This is a genomic window from Quadrisphaera sp. INWT6 (genome assembly GCF_015390235.1).
Taxonomy (GTDB): domain Bacteria; phylum Actinomycetota; class Actinomycetes; order Actinomycetales; family Quadrisphaeraceae; genus Quadrisphaera.
This window is the reverse complement of record NZ_VUOH01000003.1, coordinates 1-22,497: the sequence shown is the minus strand read 5'-3', so window position 1 is coordinate 22,497 and position 22,497 is coordinate 1. Positions and strand designations below refer to the sequence as shown.

General features: G+C 75.2%; 19 protein-coding genes and 2 pseudogenes. 16 read left to right on the top strand and 5 right to left on the bottom strand.

Features of this window, described 5'->3' with window-relative positions:
- The first annotated feature begins 11 nt into the window (after positions 1 to 11).
- From miaA to F1641_RS09970, 4 genes are all read left to right on the top strand, one after another.
- Complete coding sequence (gene miaA, locus F1641_RS09985; RefSeq protein ID WP_194905865.1) at positions 12 to 965, top strand: tRNA (adenosine(37)-N6)-dimethylallyltransferase MiaA; 954 nt, start codon at positions 12 to 14, stop codon at positions 963 to 965.
- Positions 966 to 1,051: 86 nt separating this feature from the next.
- Positions 1,052 to 3,163 (top strand): bifunctional diguanylate cyclase/phosphodiesterase, encoded by a 2,112-nt coding sequence (locus tag F1641_RS09980; RefSeq protein WP_194905172.1) that lies wholly within the window; start codon positions 1,052 to 1,054, stop codon positions 3,161 to 3,163.
- A complete protein-coding gene (locus F1641_RS09975) occupies positions 3,160 to 4,158 on the top strand; it encodes a diaminopimelate epimerase (RefSeq protein WP_309225539.1) in 999 nt (332 codons plus the stop codon). The genes F1641_RS09980 and F1641_RS09975 overlap by 4 nt, the downstream gene beginning before the upstream one ends.
- 211 nt (positions 4,159 to 4,369) lie before the next feature.
- A complete protein-coding gene (locus F1641_RS09970; protein WP_194905168.1) occupies positions 4,370 to 4,558 on the top strand; it encodes a hypothetical protein in 189 nt (62 codons plus the stop codon).
- Positions 4,559 to 4,566: 8 nt separating this feature from the next.
- On the opposite strand, the gene F1641_RS09965 is transcribed toward F1641_RS09970, so the two are convergent.
- Positions 4,567 to 5,229 carry a methyltransferase gene (locus F1641_RS09965; RefSeq protein WP_194905166.1) on the bottom strand — a complete coding sequence of 221 codons (663 nt, stop codon included), beginning with the start codon at positions 5,227 to 5,229 and terminating at the stop codon, positions 4,567 to 4,569.
- A gap of 116 nt (positions 5,230 to 5,345) precedes the next feature.
- Here F1641_RS09965 and hflX point away from each other — a divergent pair.
- From hflX to F1641_RS09935, 6 genes and pseudogenes are all read left to right on the top strand, one after another.
- Positions 5,346 to 6,888, top strand: a pseudogene (hflX, locus tag F1641_RS23830) (GTPase HflX).
- Positions 6,889 to 7,042: 154 nt separating this feature from the next.
- A complete protein-coding gene (locus F1641_RS23170) occupies positions 7,043 to 7,996 on the top strand; it encodes a DUF559 domain-containing protein (RefSeq protein WP_194905164.1) in 954 nt (317 codons plus the stop codon).
- A gap of 122 nt (positions 7,997 to 8,118) precedes the next feature.
- On the top strand, positions 8,119 to 10,230 hold the full coding sequence (locus tag F1641_RS23165) for an ATP-dependent DNA helicase (protein WP_309225538.1): 2,112 nt from the start codon (positions 8,119 to 8,121) through the stop codon (positions 10,228 to 10,230).
- Positions 10,231 to 10,239: 9 nt separating this feature from the next.
- Entirely contained in the window at positions 10,240 to 10,641 is a 402-nt protein-coding gene (locus F1641_RS09945) for an OsmC family protein (RefSeq protein ID WP_194905162.1), read from the top strand.
- Positions 10,642 to 10,692: 51 nt separating this feature from the next.
- The gene (locus F1641_RS09940) at positions 10,693 to 11,868 is read left to right on the top strand and encodes an NAD(P)/FAD-dependent oxidoreductase (protein WP_194905161.1); all 1,176 of its coding nucleotides are present in this window, start codon (positions 10,693 to 10,695) and stop codon (positions 11,866 to 11,868) included.
- A 78-nt stretch (positions 11,869 to 11,946) separates the two neighbouring features.
- A complete protein-coding gene (locus tag F1641_RS09935) occupies positions 11,947 to 13,413 on the top strand; it encodes an Nramp family divalent metal transporter (RefSeq protein ID WP_194905159.1) in 1,467 nt (488 codons plus the stop codon).
- Between the two features lie 3 nt (positions 13,414 to 13,416).
- On the opposite strand, the gene lexA is transcribed toward F1641_RS09935, so the two are convergent.
- Positions 13,417 to 14,124 (bottom strand): transcriptional repressor LexA, encoded by a 708-nt coding sequence (lexA, locus tag F1641_RS09930; protein WP_194905157.1) that lies wholly within the window; start codon positions 14,122 to 14,124, stop codon positions 13,417 to 13,419.
- Positions 14,125 to 14,300: 176 nt separating this feature from the next.
- On the opposite strand from lexA, the gene F1641_RS09925 reads away from it, so the two are divergent.
- Positions 14,301 to 15,758, top strand: coding sequence for a cytosine permease (locus F1641_RS09925; RefSeq protein WP_194905155.1), 1,458 nt, complete (start codon positions 14,301 to 14,303; stop codon positions 15,756 to 15,758).
- Positions 15,759 to 15,782: 24 nt separating this feature from the next.
- On the opposite strand, the gene F1641_RS19860 is transcribed toward F1641_RS09925, so the two are convergent.
- Both F1641_RS19860 and F1641_RS19855 read right to left on the bottom strand, forming a co-directional pair.
- Entirely contained in the window at positions 15,783 to 16,988 is a 1,206-nt protein-coding gene (locus F1641_RS19860; RefSeq protein ID WP_206690988.1) for a glycoside hydrolase family 2 TIM barrel-domain containing protein, read from the bottom strand.
- A gap of 108 nt (positions 16,989 to 17,096) precedes the next feature.
- Positions 17,097 to 17,927, bottom strand: coding sequence for a sugar-binding domain-containing protein (locus F1641_RS19855; RefSeq protein ID WP_206690987.1), 831 nt, complete (start codon positions 17,925 to 17,927; stop codon positions 17,097 to 17,099).
- A 122-nt stretch (positions 17,928 to 18,049) separates the two neighbouring features.
- Here F1641_RS19855 and F1641_RS09915 point away from each other — a divergent pair, with 122 nt between their 5' ends.
- The 5 genes and pseudogenes from F1641_RS09915 to F1641_RS09895 all read left to right on the top strand — a co-directional run bounded on the left by F1641_RS09915 (position 18,050) and on the right by F1641_RS09895 (position 21,968).
- Positions 18,050 to 19,252: an extracellular solute-binding protein gene (locus F1641_RS09915; RefSeq protein ID WP_309225537.1), complete on the top strand. Its 1,203-nt coding sequence runs from the start codon at positions 18,050 to 18,052 to the stop codon at positions 19,250 to 19,252.
- A 352-nt stretch (positions 19,253 to 19,604) separates the two neighbouring features.
- Positions 19,605 to 20,198 (top strand): carbohydrate ABC transporter permease, encoded by a 594-nt coding sequence (locus F1641_RS19850; protein ID WP_206690986.1) that lies wholly within the window; start codon positions 19,605 to 19,607, stop codon positions 20,196 to 20,198.
- 328 nt (positions 20,199 to 20,526) lie between these two features.
- The gene (locus F1641_RS19845) at positions 20,527 to 21,099 is read left to right on the top strand and encodes a carbohydrate ABC transporter permease (RefSeq protein WP_206690985.1); all 573 of its coding nucleotides are present in this window, start codon (positions 20,527 to 20,529) and stop codon (positions 21,097 to 21,099) included.
- Positions 21,100 to 21,174: 75 nt separating this feature from the next.
- Positions 21,175 to 21,526, top strand: a pseudogene (locus F1641_RS23825) (YidH family protein); the annotation flags it as partial.
- An 85-nt stretch (positions 21,527 to 21,611) separates the two neighbouring features.
- A complete protein-coding gene (locus F1641_RS09895; RefSeq protein ID WP_194905154.1) occupies positions 21,612 to 21,968 on the top strand; it encodes a DUF202 domain-containing protein in 357 nt (118 codons plus the stop codon).
- A gap of 41 nt (positions 21,969 to 22,009) precedes the next feature.
- Here the strand turns inward: F1641_RS09895 and F1641_RS09890 are convergent.
- Positions 22,010 to 22,497: NAD(P)-dependent oxidoreductase (locus F1641_RS09890; RefSeq protein ID WP_305079847.1), on the bottom strand; the 488-nt coding region annotated here is incomplete at its 5' end.

Sequence of the window (22,497 nt, the reverse complement as noted above, 5' to 3'; positions counted from 1 at the left end):
CCGGCGCGCCGCTGGCCGTCGTCGCCGTCGTCGGCCCGACCGCCACCGGCAAGTCCGACCTGGCCGTGGAGCTCGCGCTGGCCCTGGGCGGCGAGGTCGTCAACGCCGACGCGTCGCAGGTCTACCGCGGCATGGACGTCGGCACCGCCAAGCTCACGCCCGCCGAGCGCCGCGGCGTGCCGCACCACCTGCTTGACGTGCTCGACGTGCGCCAGGAGGCCCGGGTGGCCGCCTACCAGCGCGACGCCCGCGCCGCCCTGGCCGACGTCGTCGCGCGTGGGCGCGTCGCCGTCCTCACCGGGGGCTCGGGCCTGTACGTCCGCGCGGCCCTCGACGAGCTCGCCTTCCCCGCCACGGACCCCGCCGTCCGCGCCCGGCTCGAGGCCGAGCTGGCGTCCCTGGTCGCGGCGGGGGAGGACGGCGAGCGCGTGCTCCGCAGCCGCCTGGCGGCGGTCGACCCCGTCGCCGAGGCCTCCCTGACCCGGGGCGACGTGCGCCGCCTGGTCCGCGCTCTGGAGGTGGTGGAGGTGACCGGGCGGCCGTTCTCGGCGTCGATGCCGGTGCGCCGCTACGACGTCGCGGTCGCCGGGCTGGGCCGCGTGGTGCAGGTCGGGCTGCGCGCCGACCGCGAGGTGCTGCGCGAGCGGATCCGGGCGCGGGTCGACCGGATGGCCGCCGCGGGGCTCGTCGAGGAGGTCGAGCGGCTCGCCGGTGAGGGGCTGCGCGAGGGACCGACGGCCCGGCGCGCCCTGGGGTACGCCCAGGTGCTGGACGCCCTCGACGGGCGGTGCTCCCTGGCCGAGGCGCTGGAGGCCACCACCACCGCCACCCGCCGCTACGCGCGGCGCCAGCTGTCGTGGTTCGGCGCCGACCCCCGGGTGCGCTGGCTCGACCCGCGCCCCGGCGCGGACCGCGTCGCCGTGGCGGACGCGCTGGCGGTGCTCGCCGCCGCTGAACTCGACTGACCTGCGCTGACCTGCGCTGATCGGCCGGACCGGTGATCATCTCCGTCCGGCGTCGAGGCCCGTGCCGCGGGCGCCGATGCAGCGCCGTGATCTCCCACCCCCTGCCGCGCTCGGCGCGCAGAGCACCCCTGGTCGTCGCGGCGACCGCGGTGACCGTGCTCGCCGCGCCGTCCCTCGTGCACGGCGTGCTGCCGGGCAGCGAGCCGGCGCCGGGGTGGGTCTTCGGGACCGGCTCCGCCAGCCAGGCGGTGCTGCTCGCGATGCAGCTGCGCCTGTTCACCGCCCACCGCAGCGGGCGCTCCGCGACCTTCCTGCTCGACTGGCTCGCCGCGTGCTGCGGAGCCGCGGCGGTGGTCCTCGCGCTCGTCCCCGGGCTCCTGGCCGGCGGCGTCTCGCCCCTGGGGCTGGTCTGCGCCTCGACGGCCCTCGCCGGGACGGCGGTGGCCGTGGGGTCGCTGGTGGCCGGTGGCGCCGCCCGCGACCGGCGCGCGCCCTGGCTGGCCGCCGCGTCGGCGCTGTCGGTGGTCAACGTCGCCGTCCAGCTCCTCGGCCCGGTGGTGCCCGTGCTGGGGTCCGACCTGCTCGCCGTCGCCGCGGTGGCGGCGTGCGCCGTCGTCCTCGTGGGGTTCGTGCTGACCCCCGCCCCCGAGCGCGTGGTGCTCACCCCGGTCCGGTGGTCCCACCTGCTGCTGTCGGTCCACGGGATCGGCGGGATGGGCGTCGCCGCGCTGCTGGTCCCGGCCCTGCGCTCCCCGGCGGGGTCACCGGCCGCGGCGGTGCTGGCCGTGACGAGCCTGGCCGCCGTCGGTGCGGGCCTGGTGGTGCTGACCCACCGCACCACGGCGCTCCAGGGCGCCCACGAGGCCTCGCTGGTCGACGGCCTCACCGGGGAGGGCAACCGCCGCGCCCTGGTGCTGCGGCTCGAGGAGGTCTGCGCCGCCCCCCGCCCGGTGGCCCTGCTCGTGCTCGACCTGGACAGGTTCAGGAACGTCAACGACGGCCTGGGGCACCAGGCCGGAGACGAGCTGCTGCGCCAGGTCGCCGGTCGCCTGCGCGGCCTCCTCCCGCCGGGAGCGCTGCTGGCCCGCACGGGCGGTGACGAGTTCGCCGTCCTGCTCGTCGACGCCGGCGCCGAGGACGCACCGGCCTTCGCCTGGACCCTGAACCACTCCCTCGCCGCCGTGCCCTTCGAGGTGCGGGGGCGCTCCCTGCACGCCTCCGCCAGCACCGGCCTCGCCCTGCACCACCCCGGCCCCGGGGTCGTCGGCCGGCGCCAGGCGGCGGCCGCGGCCCGGCTCGCGGCCGACGACCTGCTGCGCCGCGCGGACACCGCCGTGCACGCCGCGAAGGCCGGCGGCGCCGGCCCGGTGCTGCACGACGCCCACCTCGACCGCCGCGCCCGCGAGGCGCTGGAGACCGGCGAGGAGCTGCGGCGGGCCTTCGCCCACGGCGAGCTCGTTCTCCACTACCAGCCGCAGGTCGACGTGGTCTCGGGGCGCCTGCGGGGCGTCGAGGCCCTGGTCCGCTGGCAGCACCCCGAGCGGGGGCTGCTCTCGCCCGACGCGTTCCTGCGGGTGGCCGAGGAGGTGGGTCTCGGCCACGAGCTCACCGCCCTCGTGCTCGACCAGGCCGTCTCCCAGGCCGCCGCGTGGAGCCGCGCGGGCCTGCCCGTGCCGGTGTCGGTGAACCTCACCGCCGCCGACGTGGGCCCCGACCTCGTCGAGCGGGCCTCGCGGCTCCTCCTGGACAGCGGCCTGCCCCCGGCGCTGCTCGTCCAGGAGATCACCGAGACCGTGCTCGTGGTCGACCCCGAGGGGGCGGCGGCCGTGCTGCGCGACCTGGTCGCCCTCGGCGTCGAGATCAGCATCGACGACTTCGGCACCGGCTACTCCTCGCTGACGCTGCTGCTCCAGCTGCCCGTCGCGGAGGTGAGGATCGACAGGTCGTTCGTCAGCGAGCTGCGGCGCGACGTCGGCAGCAGCGCCGTCGTCCGCACCACCGTCGACCTCGCCCACAGCCTGGGCATGCGCGTGGTCGCCGAGGGCGTCGAGGACGACGGCGTGCTCACCGAGCTCGGGAGGCTCGGCTGCGACGTCAGCCAGGGGTACCTGCACGCCCACCCCCTCCCGGCCGCCGAGGCGACCGCGTGGATGCGCGACCGGGCGGCCACCCCCGCGCCGCCTACGCTGCGGGGGTGACCAGCGCTCCCGCCTCCCTGCCGTTCACCAAGGGCCACGGCACCGAGAACGACTTCGTGCTGCTCACCGACCCCGACGGCGAGCTCGCCCTCGACGCCGTCCTCGCGGCCCGCCTCTGCGACCGCCGTGCCGGCGTCGGCGGTGACGGGGTCATCCGCGCCGTCCGCTCCGGTGCGCTGCCCGACGGCGCCGCCGCCCTCGCGCAGGACCCGGCCGCCACCTGGTTCATGGACTACCGCAACGCCGACGGCTCGCTCGCGGAGATGTGCGGCAACGGCGTGCGCGTGCTGGTGGCGCACCTGCTGGCCGAGGGCCTGGTCGAGGAGGCCGTGCTGCGCGCCGCGCCCGGCCTCGCCGTGGGCACCCGCGCCGGCGTCCGGTACGTGCGCCGCGTCCGCGGCCCCGAGGGCGAGGACTGGCTCGCCGTCGACATGGGCCCCTGGCACCTGCTCGAGCCCGTCCGCGCCGCCGAGACCGGGGCCGACGCCGAGGTCGGCGTCCACGGCCTGGACGGCGTGAAGCGGCCCGGGCTCTCGGTCGACGTCGGCAACCCGCACACCGTGGTGGCGCTCGCCTCGGCCGCCGAGCTCGACGGCGCCGACCTGACCCGCGCGCCCCTGGTCGAGCCGCTGCCCCCGCACGGCACCAACGTCGAGCTGGTCGTCCTGGAGGACGCGCTCGGCACCGGCGGTGCCCGCGGGGCCGCCCACCACGACGAGGCCCCCTTCGCCGGCGCCGTCGGCGTCATCCGGATGCGCGTCCACGAGCGCGGCTCGGGGGAGACCCGCTCCTGCGGCACCGGCGCCTGCGCCGCGGCGCTCGCGGTCCGCTCGTGGGCCGGCGGCGTGGAGGGCGGCGCCCCCGAGCGGTGGCTGGTGCACGTGCCCGGCGGCACGGTCGCGGTGCGCGTCCTGGAGGGCCAGCGGGTGGAGCTCGCCGGCCCCGCGGTGCTGCTCGCCCGCGGCGCCGTCGACCTCGCCGCCCTCAGCGCCTGAGACCCACCGCGGCACCGCGCCGTCCGGCGTGGCGACACGCCGGGCGTGACCGGACCGTGATGTGGCGGGTGTTCACTGGAGGGGCCGGTGTCCGTTTCGTCCCCCCGTGGGGGTGATCGGTGCGGCCGCACGGGGGACCACTTCGGGCAAAGTGGTTGCTGGTCACGCAGCGTCCACCCAAGGTGGACCCAGGGCCACGGGGGAGGTAGCAGTGGGAGAGGGAACGGGAGCCGCCGGCGCAGTGCTGGACGCTCCGTCGATCGGCGTCGCGATGGCGCTCGCCGCCGTCAACGACCCCCGCTCCGAGGAGGACGACCGCATGCGTCGTCGCGAGCGCCTGCTGCACCAGCTGGCCATGGAGCGCCAGCGCCGCACGCGCCGCCCCAGCCGCACCGCCTGACCCCGGGGTCAGCGGGTCACCCGCAGCACGCGGTAGCCCTTCTTCGTCGCGGTGCGCTCCGCCGTCCAGCCGCGCCCGTCGGTGCGCTGGGCGCCCTGCTCGCCGACCCAGCGCAGCAGCGAGTCGGCGCCGAGGTCCTTCGCCACCACCAGGTGCGCGCTGGCCCCGGGGGCCAGGCGCGGCAGCCACGTCAGCAGCAGCGCGTGCAGCGCCTCCTTGCCGATGCGGATCGGCGGGTTCGACCACAGCGCGGCGACGTCGCCGTCGGCGGGGACGTCCTCGGGGGCCAGGGCGCGGACGCCGGACAGCCCCAGGCGCGCGGCGTTGGCGGTGGTGAGGGCGCGGGCGCGCTCGTTGACGTCGACGGCCCACACCTCGCGGGTGGCCGGCTCGGACGAGCGCAGCGCCATCGTCAGGGCCACGGGGCCCCAGCCGCAGCCGACGTCCAGCAGCGGGCCGCTCGCCGGGGGGGCGGGCACGTGGTCGAGCAGGACGGCGGTGCCCGTGTCGAGGCGGTCGCTGCTGAAGACCGACGACGACGTCTCCAGCTCCACCTCGCGGCCGTCCAGGCGCACGTGCAGGGGCCGGCGGCGGTCGTCACCCGAGGGCGCGGCGCTGAAGTAGTGCTCAGCGGTCGCGTCGTCGGTCTGGTCGTCGGTCGGCTCGGGCACGGCCGGGACGCTAGCCCAGGTCGGCCGGTCAGGAGGAAACACCGTCGACGCCGTCGGCGTTGTGAGGAACAGTAGGTGGGTCGCGAGACGCGCGACCACCACGGCCCAGGAGGCGCATGACCACCACAGCCCGGCCCGCGACCCGTCCCGAGACCCGGCCTGCGGCGCAGCAGGACACCGGCGAGGACGCCGTCAGCCGGATCCTCGCCCGCCACGGCGGGAGGGCCCCGCAGGCGCAGCCCGCGGCCCAGCCCGAGAACGGCTACGACAGCGGGTACGACGGCGACCAGCTCGACCTCGCCGAGCGCCAGGCGCTGCGGCGCGTGGGCGGCCTGGCCAGCCAGCTGTCCACCGAGCTCACCGACGTCACCGAGGTCGAGTACCGCCAGCTCCGCCTGGAGCGGGTCGTGCTCGCGGGCGTCTGGACCTCCAGCACCCACAGCGCGGACGACGCGGAGAACTCCCTGCGCGAGCTCGCGGCCCTCGCCGAGACCGCCGGCTCGGCCGTGCTCGACGGCGTGCTGCAGCGCCGCGACACCCCCGACCCGGGCACCTGGCTCGGCTCCGGCAAGGCCAAGGAGCTGGCCGACGTCGTCTCGGCCACCGGCGCCGACACCGTCATCGCCGACGGCGAGCTCTCGCCGTCCCAGCGCCGCGCGCTGGAGGACATCGTCAAGGTCAAGGTCATCGACAGGACCGCCCTGATCCTCGACATCTTCGCCCAGCACGCGAAGTCCAAGGAGGGCAAGGCCCAGGTCGAGCTGGCGCAGCTGGAGTACCTGCTGCCGCGCCTGCGCGGCTGGGGCGAGTCGATGTCCCGCCAGGCCGGTGGCCGCGTCGCCGGCGGTGCCGGCATCGGCTCCCGCGGCCCCGGTGAGACCAAGATCGAGCTCGACCGCCGCCGCATCCGCACCCGGATGTCCCAGGCTGCGCCGCGAGATCAAGGAGATGCGCCCGGCGCGGGAGACCCGCCGCCAGTCGCGCCGCCGCGGGGCGGTGCCCAGCGTCGTCATCGCCGGGTACACCAACGCCGGCAAGTCCTCGCTGCTCAACCGCCTCACCGGGGCGGGCGTGCTGGTCGAGGACGCGCTGTTCGCCACCCTCGACCCGACGGTCCGCAAGGCGCAGACCCCCGACGGCCGCGCGCTGACGCTGTCCGACACGGTGGGCTTCGTCCGCTCGCTGCCCACGCAGCTCGTGGAGGCGTTCCGCTCCACGCTGGAGGAGGTCGGCGAAGCAGACGTCCTGCTGCACGTGGTCGACGCGTCGCACCCCGACCCGGAGGGCCAGATCTCCGCGGTCCGCGACGTGCTCGCCGAGGTCGGCTCCCACGGCGACGACGGCCCCGTCGAGGTCGTCGTGCTGAACAAGTGCGACCAGGCCGACCCCGAGGTCGTCTCGCGCCTGCTGCGGCGCGAGCGCGGCTCCGTGGTCGTCTCGGCCCGCACGGGCGAGGGCCTGGAGGCGCTGCGCGAGCGCATCGCCGAGGTGGTGCCGCACCCGGAGGTGCTGGTCGACGTCGTCGTGCCCTACTCCCGGGGCGACCTGGTCTCGCGGGTGCACTCCACCGGCGAGGTGGTCTCCACCGAGCACACCGCCGAGGGCACCCGCGTGGTCGCCCGCGTCTCGCCCGACCTGGCGGCCGAGCTCACCGCCTGAGCGAGCCGCCCGGGTCCGCCCGGGTCGGTGATCATGCAGGAGACCCCCACGACGGACCCCGTCGTGGGGGTCTTCTGCATGATCACCACGGAGGTGGGCTCGTGCCTGTGGACAGTCGCAGCGGGCTGTCCGCGTTCGGGGCCAGCATCGCCAGGTGCCTCCGCGCTCCCCGTTCCCCGCTGACCTGGCGCGCCGTCCCTTCACCGTCGTCGAGGCCCTCGCACGCGGCGTCTCACCTCGTGCGCTGGACGGGAGGCGGTTCCGGACACCGCACCGCGGGGTCCGGGTACCGGTGGACCTCCCCCGCACGCGAGCGGTGGACCTCGTCGCGGCGTCGCTCGCGCTGCCCGGCGACGCAGCGCTGAGCGGGTGGACGGCGGTCGAGGTGGCGGGGCTGCCGACACCTCGCTCCCGGCGCCGACCGGGCGGGGAGCGGATCTGCGCCTCGGCGGTGGGTCCGACGGCGCCGCGGATCGCGGGTCTCGAGTGCGTGACCGGTCTGGATGCCGTCCGGGTGCGCACCGCTCTCGGGGGCGACCTGCGCAGCGAGGTCCTGCCGCTGCTTCCGCCCGGGACCCGGGGCCTGCGCATCGAGCACCCGGTCGACGTCTGGTGCGACCTCGTCCCCGGGCTCGACCGCACCGACGCCGTGGCGCTGGGTGACGCCGTCCGGCGGTGGTGGGCGTCAGAGGCGGAGCTCGACGAGGCGCTCGCCCTCCGGGAGGGGCGCCGCGGCGTCGTCCGCCTGCGCCGGATCCGCTCCGAGGTGCGGTGGCGCGTCGACTCCCCGATGGAGACCGAGGTGAGGCTCCTGCTCGTCGACGCCGGGCTGCCCGAGCCGGAGTGCGGGCTCGCGCTGCGCGAGGGGGGCACGTACTTCGGCCGGGTCGACCTCGTCTGGAGGGCCCGGAGGGTCGTGATCGAGTTCGACGGCGACGTCCACCGCACCACCCGGGGGCAGTGGCAGTGGGACAAGACCAAGCGGCGCCGCCTGCGCGATGCTGGGTGGACCGTCATCGAGCTCGTCGGCGACGACCTGCGGCGCCGACCCGGCGAGGTGGTCTCCGAGGTCCGGCGTGCGCTCGCTGGGCCGCCTGCGGGCTGGTGATCATGCAGAGGACCCCCACGGGAGCACCCCGTCCGGGGGTCTTCTGCATGATCACCGCCGGTCCGGGCGGGGGCTGTGGACGAACGGCCGAGGCGGGGGGCCGTGCTGCGTAGGGTGGCTCGGTGCCCGAGGTCCCGTCCGTCCCCACCCTCCTCGCGGCGGCGGTCGCGGCCCTCGGCGGAGCACCCCGCGAGGGGCAGCAGCAGATGGCGCAGGCCGTCGCCGACGCCGTCGAGACCGGTGAGCACCTGCTGGTGCAGGCGGGCACCGGCACCGGCAAGTCGCTCGGCTACCTCGTGCCGCTGGCCGCGCACGCCGTCGCCACCGGCACCCCGACCGTGGTCTCCACGGCGACGCTCGCGCTCCAGGCGCAGGTGGTCGACAGGGACCTGCCCCGCCTCAGCACCGCGCTGCGCCCGCACATCGGCCGCGAGCTGACCTGGCAGACCGTCAAGGGCCGCGCCCACTACGTGTGCGTGCAGAAGCTCGCCGGCGGCTTCCCCGACGAGCCCACCGACGTCCTCCCCGGCATGGAGCTCCTGGACGGCTCGAAGGACAGGGCCGAGCGGGCCACCGACCACCGCGCCGCCGGCCCGAACAGCCAGCTCGGCCGCGAGGTCGCCCGCCTGCACCGCTGGGCGCAGGACACCGACACCGGCGACCGCGACGAGCTCACCCCCGGCGTCTCCGAGCGCGCCTGGCGGCAGGTCTCCGTCAGCGCCCGGGAGTGCCTCGGCGCCACCCGCTGCCCGATGGCGGAGGAGTGCCACGTCGAGCGGGCGCGGGCGCGCTCGCGGGAGGTCGACGTCGTCGTCACCAACCACGCGCTGCTCGCCATCGACGCCGTCGAGGAGGTGCAGCTGCTGCCGGAGCACGACGTCGTGGTCATCGACGAGGCGCACGAGCTGGCCGACCGGGTCACCTCGGTGGCCACCGGCACCCTCTCGGCGGGTGTGGTGGCGCAGGCCGCGACGACGGCGCGCCGCCAGGCGGGCCTGGGCGGCTCCGCGCTGGAGCGCCTGGAGGTGGCGGGGGAGGACCTGGCCGAGGTCCTCGACGACGCCGACGTCGGGAGGTTCGCCCGCGGGCTGCCCGAGGCGGTGCGCATCGCGGTGGCCGGGGTCCGCGACGCGGCGCGCGAGGCCCTCTCCGGCCTCAAGAGCGACAGCGGGGGGCAGCAGGGCAAGGAGGACGCCGAGGACGCCGGCGGCAAGCAGGTGGCCCGCGCCGCGCTGACCGAGGTCTTCGAGGTGGCCGAGCGGCTGGCCGCGGTGACGGGCCCCACCACGGGGCCGGGGGACGACGTCGCGTGGCTCGACGCACCGGGAGCCTGGAAGAACGACGGGCCCGTGGCCCGGGTGCTGAACATCGCGCCGCTGAGCGTGGCGATGGTGCTGCGCGAGCACCTGTTCGGCAGCTCCGTGGTGGTGCTCACCTCCGCCACGCTGACCCCCGGCGGCAGCTTCGACGCCGCCGCCGGCGCGGTCGGTCTCGCGGGGAGCGGCGCCCCGGCGTGGAAGGCCCTCGACGTCGGCAGCCCGTTCCAGCACGCCAAGCAGGGCATCCTCTACGTGGCGCAGCACCTGCCCCCGCCGGGGCGGGAGGGACCGGTGCCCGAGGTGCTCGACGAGGTCGAGGAGCTGCTGGTGGCCGCGGGCGGCCGCGCGCTGGGGCTGTTCTCCTCGCGCCGCGCCGCCGAGGCCGCCGCCGAGGCGCTGCGCGACCGGCTCGCCGACCGCGCCGACGGCCGCGGGATCACCGTGCTCTGCCAGGGCGAGGACACCATGGCGAACCTCGTGAAGGAGTTCGCCGCCGAGCCCAGCACCTGCCTGTTCGGCACGCTGTCGCTCTGGCAGGGCGTCGACGTCCCCGGCCCGAGCCTGCAGCTGGTGCTGCTCGACAGGATCCCCTTCCCGCGCCCCGACGACCCGCTCGCCTCCGCTCGCTCCGAGGCCGCCGACCGCGCCGGCGCCAACGGCTTCATGTCGGTCTCCGCCTCGCACGCCGCGCTGCTCATGGCCCAGGGCGCGGGGCGCCTGCTGCGGAGCACGTCGGACCGCGGCGTGGTCGCCGTCCTCGACCCGCGGCTGGCCACCAAGCGGTACGGCTCCTACCTCCGCTCGAGCCTGCCGCCGCTGTGGCCGACCACCGACCGCCAGGTGGTGCTGGGCGCGCTGCGGCGCCTCGACGCCGGCGCCCGTTCTCAGGAGGCGGGTCGAGGCGGCGCTGCTTAGCGTCCTTCCATGAGCGACTCCCACTCGGTCCAGGAAGCCACCGCCACCGCCACCGCGGGCAGCGTCAAGACCTCCGACGGCGTCCTGGAGGCGCAGACCCAGCTCGCGGGCGAGGACGCGGGAGACCGCACGACCCCGGAGCACCTCATGGCCGCCGCCACCGCCGCGTGCCTGCAGCAGTCCATCGGCATCGCCGCCTCCACGCAGGACGTCGACGCCAGCGACGCCAAGGTCGTCGCCCGGGTGCACCTGACCACCGGCGAGGGCGGCGGGTACACCTCGCACTTCGCCCTCGAGGTCAGCGGCCTCGCCGACGACGTCGCCGAGCGCGTGCTGGAGCAGGCCAAGCAGATCTGCCCCTTCACCAAGGCCCTCTCCAGCGCCGACCTCACCGTCTCGCTGGCCGCCTGACCGCCTCGACGCAGCGGGGGAGCCGACCCTGACGACGACTAGCCTCGCCAGGTGAGCACCACGAGCACCCGGTGGGACCTCGTCGTCGTCGGGGCGGGACCGGCGGGCGCCTCCGCCGCCCTCGGGGCCCTGGCCCAGCGGGCGGACGCGCGGGTGCTGCTGCTCGACCGAGCCGACTTCCCCCGCGACAAGGTCTGCGGTGACGGCGTGGCCCCGCACGCGCTCGACGTCCTGGAGACCGTGGGCGTCACCGGCCTGCTCGACGACTGGCCGGTGGCCCCGCGGCTGCGCATCTCCGTCGTCGGGACGCCGGGCGTCCCCGTGGTCGAGCAGGCCATGTCGCGTCCCGCGCAGGTGGTGCCCCGCGCGGTCCTCGACGAGCGCGTCCTGCGGGCCGCCCTCGACCGCGGCGCCGTGCTGCGCCGGGCCCGGGTGCGCGACGTCCACCAGGACGGCGCCGGCGTCGGCGTGGTCCTCTCCGACGGCGAGGTGGTGCGCGCCCGCGTGGTGGTCGGGGCCGACGGCGCGCACTCCGAGGTCCGGCGCGCGCTGGGGCCCGCGGCGGTCCCGCCGCAGCGACCGGGGACGACGGCGATCGCCGTCCGCGCCTACGCCCCCGTGCTCCCCGAGCACGACGGCGTGCAGGTGCTCGCCTTCTCGGAGGACACCGACCGTCCCAGCTACGCCTGGTCGTTCCCGGTCGGGGACGGCCGGGCCAACGTGGGGTTCGGGCAGCTGGTCGACGCGCGCTCCTCCGCCGGGGCCGCCCCCACCCGCGCCCGGCTGCTGGAGCGCCTCGAGGAGCTGCTCCCCGGGACGACGGCGGGCGCCGAGCAGGTGGCGGGGCACCCGCTGCCCCTGTCGACGGGGCGCAGCGGCGTCTGGTCGGTGGGGCGGGTGCTGCTCGCCGGCGACGCCGCCAGCCTGGTGAACCCCGTGACGGGAGAGGGCATCTACTACGCCGTGCTGTCGGGGGTGCTCGCCGGCCGGGCCGCCCTGGGCGGCGGCCGCTACGACAGGACGCTCCGCGAGGCGCTCGCGGGCCACCTGCGCCACACCGACGTCGCGGCGCGCCTGGTGCGCAGCGACCGGCTGCTGCACGCGGCGCTGCGCGCGTCGTCCCGCGACGCCGGGGTCTTCGACGACGTCGCCGACATCGGCCTGGCCCGGGGGCGGCTGACGGGCCGCGTGGTGCGGGGGATGGGCCGCGCCCTCCTCGTCGGCTGAGGAGCCGCGAGGCAGAGCGTCCCCCTCCGGCCGGTGCTCCGGTGGCGGCCCGGTCTCCGGTGCACCACCGTGACGCTCATGTCGACCCGCGACGACGCGGCCGGAGACGGCGCCACCTCTGTCCTCACCCCCTTCCGCAGGACCGGGCACCTCGCGGTGCCCGAGGTCCGGGAGATGCCGAAGCCACCAGCGCGGTGGCTCCCGCTGATCGGGCCGGGGATCATCGCGGCCGGCGTCGGCCTGTCGAGCGGCGAGTTCGTGCTGTTCCCGTTCATCGCCTCGCAGGTGGGACTCGTGTTCGTGTGGGCCGCGCTCGTGGGCGTGGTCACCCAGTACTTCGTGACCATGGAGATCGAGCGGTACGCCCTCGCCACCGGTGAGACGGCCGTCACCGGCTTCAGCAGGTTCTGGCCGCACTGGGGCCTGGTGTTCGCGATCCTCACGTACGGCGCCAACCTCTGGCCGGGGTGGGCCACGAGCTCGGCGACGCTCATCAGCTTCCTCACCGGCGGCACGCCGCGGTACATCGCCATCGGCCTGCTCATCGCGATCGGGCTGATCCTCACCCTGGCCCCGGTCGTCTACGTCGCGCTGGAGAAGATCCAGATGGTCAAGGTGGCGGCGGTGATGCTGCTGCTGGTGGTCGGCGCGTTCGCCGCCATCACCGCCACCGCGTGGCAGGCCGTGCCGACGATCGTCACCGAGGCGCGCTTCCCCGCCGCCGAGCTGGGCTTCGCCACCCTCTTCGGCGCCATGATCTTCGCGGGCGCCGGCGGTGGGCAGAACCTGGTGCAGTCGAACTGGATCCGCGACAAGGGCTTCGGCATGGGCACCTACGTGCCGCGCCTGCAGAGCCCGGTCACCGGTGAGCCGGAGGCCGTGCCGAGCACCGGGTACGTCTTCACCACCGAGGGGCCCCAGGGCGAGGAGAACCTGCGTCGCTGGAAGGGGTGGTGGCGCTTCGCCAACGTCGAGCAGCTCTCGACGTTCGTCGCCATCACCGTGGTGTCGATCTTCTTCACCTCGCTACTGGCGTACTCCACCGTCTTCGGGCTGGAGGACCTGCCCAACGACATCCAGTTCGTGCGCGTGGAGGGCGAGCAGCTCGCCGAGGCCGTGGGCGACTGGTTCGGCGTCTTCTTCTGGATCATCGGGGCGTTCTCGCTGTTCGGAGCGGCCCTGGGCATCACCGACTACACCAGCCGCATGGCCGCCGACGTGCTGAAGACCAGCTACACCAAGGACGCCGACGAGTCGAAGATCTACTTCTGGCTCACCTGGGGCCTGGTGGTCATCGGGTGCGTGGTGCTGCTCGTCGGCTTCGACCAGCCGATCGCGCTCGTCGTCGTCTCGGCCACCGTCGGCGGCCTGATGATGACGATCTACTCGGCGCTGCTCATCGCCACCAACCGGAAGCTGCTGCCCGCCCCGCTCCGGGTGAAGGGGGTCAGGCTCGCGCTGCTGGTCGTCGCGATCCTCGTCTACGGGACCGCGACGGTGCTCACGATGAGCCAGCAGCTGCCGAAGCTCTTCGGCCAGGGGTAGGGGTCAGAGCGAGCGCAGCACGGTGACGACGCGGCCCAGCACGGTCGCGTCGTCACCGTCGATGGGGGAGTAGGCGTCGTTGCGGGGCAGCAGCTTCACGTGCCCGTCGCGGCGCTGGAACACCTTGACGGTGGCCTCGCCGTCGATCATGGCGGCCACGACCTCGCCGTTCTCGGCGACGGGCTGGCGGCGGACGACGACGTAGTCGCCGTCGCAGATGGCCGCGTCGACCATCGAGTCACCGACCACGCGCAGGGTGAACAGCTCTCCCTCGCCGACGAGCTGGCGGGGGAGGGCGAAGACGTCCTCGACCTCCTGCTGCGCCAGCACCGGGGCACCGGCGGCGATGCGGCCGACCAGGGGCACGTACGCGGCGTCGAGGCGCTCCTCGGCCGCGCTCTGCGGCTGCTCGACGGCGGCGAGCCCGGCGGCGGCCCGGCCGGCGTCGACCACCTCGATGGCGCGGGGGCGGTTCGGGTCTCGCCGCAGGTAGCCCTTGCGCTCGAGGGTGACCAGCTGGTGGGCGACGCTGCTGGGGCTGTGCAGCCCCACGACCTGCCCGATCTCGCGCATGCTCGGCGGGTAGCCGCGGCTCGAGACCGACTCGCGGATCGTGTCGAGCACGGCCTGCTGGCGGCTGGTCAGCCCGGCGCCGGGCGCCGCCTCGCGGGAGGACGCCCTGCCGCTGCTCCTCGAGCCCGTCGTCGCCACAGCAGACCTCCTCGCATCCCCGCCGGCGGGTGCGGCGGTCCAGCCACCCAGGGTAGTGGGTCGAGCACGCGAATCTCAAACAGGCGTTCGACGGCCGAGGTCGTGGCGCTGGTGGGACGGCCGGTCGGGCGGCCCGCGGGCCCCCTGATCACGGCGCGGGGCCCTAGCCTCTCCCGGTGAGCAGCACCACCCCCGTCCCGGCGCGGGTCGAGGCCAACGGCCTGAACGTCATCGACGAGTCCGAGCGCAGGGGCCGGCCCTCGAGCCTGTTCTGGCCGTGGTTCGCGGCCAACGTGTCGGTCTTCGGCATCGCCAACGGCGCCTTCGTGCTCGGGTTCGGCCTCAGCTGGTGGCAGGCGCTGCTGGCGGGGGTCGTCGGCATCCTCGCCTCGTTCCTGCTGTGCGGGCTGGTGGCCCTGGGGGGCACCCGCGCCTCCGCGCCCACGATGGTGGTCTCCCGCGCGGCCTTCGGCGTGCGCGGCAACCGGCTCCCGTCGGCCATCAGCTGGCTGCTCACCGTCGGCTGGGAGACGGTGCTGGTCTCCCTCGCGGCCCTGGCCACCGCCACGGTGTTCACGACGCTCGGCTGGGGCGGGGGCACGATCACCAAGGCGGTCGCCCTGCTGCTCGTCGTCCTGCTCGTCGTCGGCGCGGGCGTGCTCGGCTTCGACGCGATCATGCGGCTGCAGGCCCTCATCACCGTGGTCACCGGGGTGCTGACCGTCGTCTTCCTGGTGCTCGCCGCCGAGGACCTCAGCTGGTCGGCCGTCAGCGCGGTGCCGAACGGCTCCTGGCAGGCGCTCCTGGGTGCCACGGTCTTCGCGATGACCCTGTTCGGGCTGGGCTGGGTCAACGCCGCCGGTGACTACTCCCGCTACCTCCCCCGGCACTCCTCCCGGCCGGGCGTCGTCTGGTGGACCACGTTCGGCGGCGCCACCGCGCCCCTCGTGCTCGCCTCGTTCGGCGTCCTCCTGGCGGCCTCCTCGCCGGAGTTCGCCGCCGGCGTGAACACCGACCCCATCGGCGCCCTGGCCGCGGGCCTGCCGGTGTGGTTCCTCGTGCCGTTCGCGCTGGTCGCCGTCCTGTCGCTCGTCGGCGGCGCCGTGCTCGACATCTACTCCTCGGGCCTGGCGCTGCTCTCCCTCGGCCTGCCCGCGCCGCGGTGGGCGGCCGCGCTGGTCGACGGCGCGCTCATGGTCGCGGGCGCGGTGTACGTCGTCTTCGCCTCCGAGGACTTCCTCACCCCGTTCCAGGGCTTCCTCATCACCCTGGGCGTCCCGATCGCGGGGTGGGCCGGCGCCGCCATCGCCGACCTGGTCCGCCGCTCCGGCGCCTACGACGACGCCGCCCTGTTCGACCCGGCGGGCCCCTACGGCTCGGTGCGCTGGGGCCCGGTGGCGCTGCTGCTCGCCGCGACCGCCGTCGGCTGGGGCCTGGTGGTGAACTCGAGCGCCACCTGGCTGACCTGGCAGGGCTACCTGCTGGAGCCCCTGGGTCTCGGCGGGCGCGACGGCGCCTGGGCCTACGCCAACCTCGGCGTGCTCGCCGCGCTGGTCATCGGCTTCGGAGGGCAGCTGCTGCTGACGCCGTCGGCCAGGAAGACGCTGCGGACCGGCGCGCTGGGCCGCCGGTGAGGCCGGCGCGCCGGTCGCGCGGCCTCAGCTGCCGGTGACCAGCGCGCGCAGCCGCTCCAGCGGCAGCTTGGGCGTGCGGTCCTCGGTGACCAGGCCGTTCGCCTCCTGGAGCGTGTCGGCCAGCTGGGTGTAGCACCACCCCACCAGCCCGCCCGCCTCGACGCAGGCGTTCGCCGCGCCCAGCAGGTCGCCGAGGCGCCGGGCGTAGTCCTCCGCGTCGGAGGCGGTCGAGTACCCCCAGGTCGCGCCCTCGGCCGCGGACGAGCCGGGGGTGAAGCGCACCCCGCCGAACTCGCTCAGCACGAGCGGACGCTCCTCGGTGGGGAGCTCGCCGGCCCTCGCGCCCCCGCCGGCCACCCGCAGCCGCCGCCCGTTGGCGCTCACGCGGCCCGAGGGCGACGACGGCGAGGGCACCGCGACGAGCGCCGCCACCGCCTCGACCGAGCCGTAGCGCGCGAGCAGCACCTCGCCGGCGTCGGTGTAGTCGTGCACGGTCCACAGGTCGGAGTCGGTGTGCTCCCACCCGTCGTTGCTGACCACCGGCCGCGTCGGGTCGAGCGCCCGCGTGAGGGCCGCCAGCGCCGTCGCGTACGCCCTCTCGCCGGGCGCGGTGCCGATGTCCTGGACGCCCCAGCTCTCGTTGAGCGGCACCCACGCCACCACGCTCGGGTGGCTCGCGTCGCGGCGCACCACCTCCAGCCACTCCGCCGTCAGCAGCGAGACGGCGCGCGCGGTGTGCGCGTAGGCGTTCGCTGTCTCGGCCCAGACGGTGATGCCGAGCCGGTCGCACCAGTGCAGGAAGCGCGGGTCTTCCACCTTCTGGTGGATGCGGACGGAGTCGAAGCCGAGGTCGGCCACCAGCTGCGCCTCGGTGCGCAGCCGCTCGGCGCTCGCGGCGAGGTGGGTGTCGGGCCACCAGCCCTGGTCGAGCACCGACCGCAGGGTGCGCGGGGTGCCGTTGAGCAGCAGCCGCCCGGCGCCCACCTCCACCGAGCGCAGCCCGAGGTAGCTGGCCACGGCGTCGAGCTCGCCGACCGCTCCGCCCGGCCGGCTCGGCGGGCCGGCGAGCAGCCGCACCTGCGCGTCGACGAGGTGGGGGTGCTCCGGGCTCCACAGCAGCGCCTCGCGCTCCTGCCCGTGCCGCAGCAGCGGCACCGCCAGGGCCACCTCCACCCGCGGGCCCCCGCGCTCGGCGGGCCCGGGGACGGCGACCACGGCCTCGGCGAGCACGCGCTCGCCCAGCTGCAGGTGGACGGCCAGGCTGACGGGCTCCGCCGGGGACCGACGACAGCTCGGCCACGAGGTGGACGACGGCGCCGGGGACGTCGGCGCGCCACGTCAGGTGCTCGATGCTGACCGGGGGGACCACCTCGGCCCACACCGTCTGCCAGATGCCGGACGTGCGGCGGTACCAGATGGCGTGGGGGGCGTCGTGCCAGTCCTGCTTGCCGCGGGCAGCTCGGGGTCGCGCGCGTCGTCGACGGCGCGGACCACGACGACGTGCTCGCCGTCCAGGAAGGCGTCGAGCTGGTCGCCGTCCCCGGCGCTCCCCGCGTCGAGCAGCTCGGTGACGTCGGCGGAGAACGGCGTCTGCCCGCCGGTGTGCTCGGCGACCAGGTGGCCGTCGAACCAGACCCGGGCGGCGTGGTCGACGGCGCCGAAGCGCAGCACCAGGCGGTGGCCGTCCGCGAGCCGGTCCGCGCCGGCGACGTCGCGCAGGCGGAGGTCGCGGCGGTACCAGAGCTCGGCGAAGGGGCCCTGGTCGCCGACCCCGGAGGCCTCGCTCTCCGGCGGGTACGGGACCACGACGTCGTGCTCGTACCCGGTGCGGTCGGCGAGGTCGGTGCGGCGCCACCGGGGGCCGCCCGCCGCCGTGCTCCCGGAGCCGCCGGCGGGCCCTCCTGCGCGGACGAGGCCCAGCTGCCAGGTGCCGCCGAGGTCGGTCCAGGCCGGGCGCAGGAGCTGCGGCCGGGGGTGGGTGCCGTCCTGGGCGCTGGCCCGGGGGAGGTCGGCCGGACGGTCGCTGGGGGGAGTGTGTCGACGCTGCCACGGGGTCGGAGTGTGCCACGGGGCGACACCGCGTTTCCATCGTTGCAAATCTGCGGACCAGCATGCACACTCGCCCCACCACGCGACGAGGAGGTCGACGATGACCTGGAAACGCCCCACCCGGCCCGACCCGCAGGACCCTCCTGCGCGGCGGCCTGGCCGGAGCCGCTGCCCTCGGGCTCGCCGGATGCGGCAGCCCGCTGGCCGCCGGCATCGCCGGCACCCCGCTGAACCCCGACACCGTGACGTTCTGGAACCTCTTCGGCGGCGGCGACGGAGCCCGCCTGCAGGGGATGCTCGACGTCTACCGCCAGCAGAACCGCCCGGGCTCGCTGACCTCGGCGACCTTCGCCTGGGGCAACCCGTACTACACGAAGGTCTCCCTGGCCACGCTCGGCAACAAGCCGCCGGACGTCGCGGTGGCCCACTCCACCCGGGCCACGATCCTGGCGCAGGCGGGCCTGCTGGAGCCGATCACCGACGAGCTGCTCGCCCTCGGCGGCTTCAGCAGCTCCGACTTCACGACGTCGGTGTTCGACGCCGGCAAGGTCGGCGACGTCGCGTACACGATCCCGCTCGACACCCACCCCTACGTGCTGTTCTTCAACAGCGACGTGTGCGGCCAGGCGGGCCTGCTCGACGGCGACGGCAAGCTGGTGCAGATCGTGGGCCAGCAGGCCTTCGAGGACGCGCTGACCGCCATCGCCGGCGTCACCGGCGGCGCGGCGTGGGCCGCCTCCAACGTGGGCGACACCTCGGGCTCCTGGCGCCTCTTCCAGACGCTGTACTGGCAGATGGACGGCGCCACCGACTTCCTCGGCGACGACGGGCAGCAGCTCACCGTGAACGAGGACCTGGCCATCGCCACGATGGAGTTCATCGGCGGCCTGGCCGCGAAGGGCCTGCTCACCCCGACCGTCGACTACGCCGGCGCGGGCACGCAGCTGTTCACCGGCAAGGTCGGCTTCCAGACCCAGGGCGAGTGGGAGATCACCACCGCCCAGTCGATCGAGGGCCTCACCTTCGGCATGGCGCCGATCCCGCAGGTCTTCGACGTGCCCGCGGCCCAGGCCGACTCGCACACGTTCATCATCCCGAAGATGGAGCGCACGGACGAGCAGCGCCAGCTCGCCATGGGCTTCGTGAAGTCGATGCTCGACCAGAGCCTGAGCTGGGCGGAGGGCGGCCACGTGCCCGCGTACATCCCCACGCTGACCTCGCCGGAGTTCGCGGCGCTGGAGCCGCAGGCCGACTACGCGGCCGCCGCCGAGATCGCCAAGTACGACCCGCCGGGCTGGTACTCCGGCTCGGGGTCGAACTTCGAGAACGTCGTCGGGTCGCAGATCGGCCTGGTGCAGCAGCAGCTCGCCAGCCCCCAGGAGGCCATGGCCGCGATCAAGTCGCAGCTCAACACCTACCTCGACACCCCGAGCCCCGTCGCATGAGCGCGCCGACCCTGACCGAGCAGCGCTCGGCGGCCTCGAACGTCCCGCCGCGCACCGAGAAGACCGGTGCGCTTAAGGCCGAGGGGCGCGCCGGGTGGCTGTTCGTCGCGCCGTTCGCCGTCTTCTACCTGCTGTGGCTCGTCGGTCCGACGCTCTACATGCTGGTCACGAGCTTCTTCAACACCTCGCTGGTGCGCCCCGGCCTCGCAGCTTCGCCGGGCTGGCCAACTACCGCGAGATGCTCACGCGCCCCGAGTTCTGGGGGCGCTGGGCCACACGCTCTACTTCACGCTGATCACGACGATCCCGCTCGTCATCCTCAGCTTCGTCTTCGCGGTGCTCGCCCAACCGCGTGCGGCGCGGCAAGTGGTTCTTCCGGCTGGCGTTCTTCCTGCCGTACGTGCTGCCCTCGGCCACGATCTCGCTGATCTGGGTCTACATCTTCACGCCCGACACCGGCCTGTGGCCGGCGGCGCAGAGGCTGTTCGGCTTCGACGCCACCGCGATCCTGGCCGACCCGGCGACGGCGATGATCGGCATCGCCATCGCCACCGTCTGGTGGACCCTCGGCTTCAACTTCGTGCTGTACCTCGCGGGCCTGCAGGACATCCCCCGCGAGCTGTACGAGGCCGCCGCCGTCGACGGGGCGACGCCCTGGCAGCAGATCCGCTTCCTCACCATCCCGCTGCTGTCGCGGACGACGACGCTCGTGGTGCTCCTCCAGATCATCGCGAGCCTGAAGATCTTCGACCAGGTCTACCTGATGACGCAGGGCGGTCCCGGCATCTCCACGCAGGTGGTGCTGACCCTGGTCGCCAACACCGGCTTCACCGACAACCGCATCGGCGCCGCCTCGGCCGCCTCGGTGCTGCTCTTCGTCGTCATCATCGCCATCGCCGTCGGCCGCCAGCTCATCGAGCGCCGCCAGGAGAGGAGGGCCGCCTGATGGCCACCGCCACCACCGGGGTCTCGGCCGCCGCGCCGCAGGCCCGCGACACCTCCCGGGACGCCGCGGAGAAGCGCCCCAGCGGGCGCGCGTTCAACGTCGTCGCCGGGATCGTGCTGGGCGTCTTCGCCGTCATCTGGCTGATCCCCAGCCTGTTCGCGCTGAAGGCGTCGCTGTCGAGCAACGGCGACGCCGCGCTCGCGCCGGCACGGTCATCTCCAACCTCAGCCCGACGCTCGGCAGCTACTCGACCCTGCTGGCCAGCGGCGACATCTGGGCCTGGTACCTGTCCAGCTTCCTCACCGCGGGCGTCACCACCGTGCTCGCGGTGCTCTTCGCCTCGATGGCGGGCTACGCCCTGTCCAAGCTGCGCTTCCCGGGCCGGCGGCTCGTGTTCGCGGCGATGCTGCTCGGCATCATGGTGCCGCCGCAGGTGCTCGTGGTCCCGATCTTCCAGATGCTCGACGGGATGGGCCTGCTCAACACCTACTGGGCCGTCATCTTCCCGCAGGTGCCCACGGTCATCGCCGTGTTCGTCTTCAAGCAGTTCTTCGACGGGCTGCCCAAGGAGTTCGACGAGGCGGCCCGGATCGACGGCGCCGGCTACTGGAAGATCTACCGCCGCATCGTCATGCCCCTGTCGGGGCCGATCATCGCGGCGATGGCGATCATCACGTTCGTCGGCACCTGGAACAACCTGATCCTGCCGCTGTTCGTGGTCTCCAACCCCGAGCTGATGACCATCCCCGTCGGTCTCGCCACGGTGCAGGGCTCCTTCGGCCAGCGGTACGCCGACATCCAGGCCTCCGCGATCCTCGGCGCCCTGCCGCTGATCATCCTGTACATGATCTTCCAGCGGAGGATCATCGAGGGCGTCGCCGGGTCGGGCCTCAAGGGCTGACCCCGGCGTCGGCGCAGCCGTCCCACCACGCCCGTCGGGGGACCGGGCGTGGTGGGATCTGTGCTGTGAGGGGTTCGCTTCCCGCGGGGGGTCTACGGCGTCGGGTCCGAGCCCGACGTCAGGTTCTCCCTCGCCAACGAGCGCACCTTCCTCGCGTGGGTGCGCACCGGGCTGGCGCTGCTCGCCGCGGGCGTGGCGCTGGAGTCGCTCCAGCTGCCCGCTGCAGCCGGGGCTCCGGCTCGCCGCGTCGCTGGTGCTGGTGCTCCTCGGGGTGCTCGCCCCGGCGCAGGCCTGGCGGGGGTGGCGCCGCGACGAGCGGGCGATGCGCCTCGGAGAGCCGCTGGCGGCGCCCGTCCTGGCTCTCCCGCTGGCGCTGGGCTGCACGCTCGCCGGGGTCCTGGTGCTGCTGGGGATGCTCCTGCGGTGAGCTGCCCCTCAGTGGTGATCATGCAGAAGACCCGCACCCGGGACCCGGTGCTGCGGGTCTTCTGCATGATCACGAGGGCGGGGTCGTGGTGAGCGGGGAGGCGCCGGGGACGGCGAGGGACCCGGGGCTCCAGCCCGAGCGGACCGCCCTGGCGTGGAGCCGCACCGGCCTCGCCGTCGTGGCGGGCTCGCTGCTCGGGGGGCGCCTCCTCGCGCCGCACGTCGGGGTGGCCGGCCTGGTGCTCGGGGCCGTCGGGGTGGCGCTGGGGCTCGCGCTGCTGCTCGCGGCGCCGGCGCGCGAGCGGCGTCACGCCCGCCGCGAGGTCCCCGGGCAGCTGCGGCCCGGCGGTGGCCTCCTGGCGCTGGTGGCCGCCGGCGCTGGGCTGCTGGGGGTGGTCGGCGTGGCCGTGGTCGTGCTCAGCGGGGGTGGCGGACGCCCATGATCACGGAGGGAAGGTGCTCCGGACGCCCGCTGACACCACGGTCAAGGGTGGACGGGGTTGAGCAGGGGCTCGCCGGCGAGCGCGCGGCGGGCGTTCTCGGCCACGTCGGCCACCCGGGCCAGCAGCACCTGCCGCGTGACCGCTGACGAGTGCGGCGAGGCGAGCACCCGGCTGCCGAGCGAGGCCCAGTCGCGCCGCCCCGGAGCCCCCGTCGCCGGCTCCCCGGGGGCCGAGCCGCGCGGGTAGCTCCACCACACGTCGAGCACCGCCCCGCCCAGGTGACCGCCGGCGAGGGCGTCGAAGAGGGCGTCCTCCTCGACGAGCGGCCCCCGGGCGACGTTGACGACCACGGCCCCGCGCGGCGCCAGCGCCAGCACCCGCGCGTCGAGCAGGCCCTTCGTGGCGGGCACGAGCGGCGCGCACAGCACCAGCACGTCGGACTCGGCGACCAGGCGGTCCACGCCCCCGGCGCCGTCGGACCCGTCGGTGCGACCCGACCAGCCCAGCCCGGAGCCGGCTGCGACACGAC